The organism is Arthrobacter livingstonensis, from assembly GCF_003219815.1.
Classification (GTDB): domain Bacteria; phylum Actinomycetota; class Actinomycetes; order Actinomycetales; family Micrococcaceae; genus Specibacter; species Specibacter livingstonensis.
Map to the genome: position 1 here is coordinate 1 of NZ_QJVD01000088.1, position 1,770 is coordinate 1,770.

Annotated in this window: 1 protein-coding gene; it reads left to right on the forward strand. The window is 42.2% G+C overall.

The window, feature by feature from the left end; translation table 11 throughout:
• Nucleotides 1-1,726: hemagglutinin (locus CVV68_RS22840; protein ID WP_211320976.1), on the forward strand; the 1,726-nt coding region annotated here is incomplete at its 5' end.
• Between the last annotated feature and the right edge of the window lie 44 nt (nt 1,727-1,770).

A 1,770-nucleotide genomic window follows, 5' to 3' on the forward strand; every position in this document is an offset into this window, starting at 1 on the left:
ACGCGTGATCAGCAAAAGCAGGGGATACAAAATGAACACTCAAATCCTGGTATTCGCTCTGATTGCGATCATTCCAACAAATGCAGACAAAATCTGCCTCGGACATCATGCCGTGTCAAACGGAACCAAAGTAAACACATTAACTGAAAGAGGAGTGGAAGTCGTCAATGCAACTGAAACAGTGGAACGAACAAACACCCCCAGGATCTGCTCAAAAGGGAAAAGGACAGTTGACCTCGGTCAATGTGGACTCCTGGGGACAATCACTGGACCACCTCAATGTGACCAATTCCTAGAATTTTCGGCCGATTTAATTATTGAGAGGCGAGAAGGAAGTGATGTCTGTTATCCTGGAAAATTCGTGAATGAAGAAGCTCTGAGGCAAATTCTCAGAGAATCAGGCGGAATTGACAAGGAACCCATGGGATTCACATACAATGGAATAAGAACTAATGGGGTGACCAGTGCATGTAGGAGATCAGGATCTTCATTCTATGCAGAAATGAAATGGCTCCTGTCAAACACAGATAATGCTGCATTCCCGCAGATGACTAAGTCATATAAAAATACAAGAGAAAGCCCAGCTATAATAGTATGGGGGATCCATCATTCCGTTTCAACTGCAGAGCAAACCAAGCTATATGGGAGTGGAAACAAACTGGTGACAGTTGGGAGTTCTAATTATCAACAATCTTTCGTACCGAGTCCAGGAGCAAGACCACAAGTTAATGGTCAATCTGGAAGAATTGACTTTCATTGGCTAATACTAAATCCCAATGATACAGTCACTTTCAGTTTCAATGGGGCTTTCATAGCTCCAGACCGTGCAAGCTTCCTGAGAGGAAAATCTATGGGAATCCAGAGTAGAGTACAGGTTGATGCCAATTGTGAAGGGGACTGTTATCATAGTGGAGGGACAATAATAAGTAACTTGCCATTTCAGAACATAGATAGCAGGGCAGTTGGAAAATGTCCGAGATATGTTAAGCAAAGGAGTCTTCTGCTGGCAACAGGGATGAAGAATGTTCCTGAGGTTCCAAAGAGAAAACGGATTGCGAGAGGCCTATTTGGTGCTATAGCGGGTTTCATTGAAAATGGATGGGAAGGCCTAATTGATGGTTGGTATGGTTTCAGACACCAGAATGCACAGGGAGAGGGAACTGCTGCAGATTACAAAAGCACTCGATCGGCAATTGATCAAATAACAGGGAAATTAAACCGGCTTATAGCAAAAACCAACCAACAATTTAAGTTGATAGACAATGAATTCAATGAGGTAGAGAAGCAAATCGGTAATGTGATAAATTGGACCAGAGATTCTATAACAGAAGTATGGTCATACAATGCTGAACTCTTGGTGGCAATGGAGAACCAGCATACAATTGATCTGGCTGATTCAGAAATGGACAAACTGTACGAACGAGTGAAAAGACAGCTGAGAGAGAATGCTGAAGAAGATGGCACGGGTTGCTTTGAAATATTTCACAAGTGTGATGATGACTGTATGGCCAGTATTAGAAATAACACCTATGATCACAGAAAATACAGAGAAGAGGCAATGCAAAATAGAATACAGATTGACCCAGTCAAACTAAGCAGCGGCTACAAAGATGTGATACTTTGGTTTAGCTTCGGGGCATCATGTTTCATACTTCTAGCCATTGTAATGGGCCTTGTCTTCATATGTGTGAAGAATGGAAACATGCGGTGCACTATTTGTATATAAGTTTGGAAAAAACACCCTTGTTTCTACTGATCACGCGTAGATCG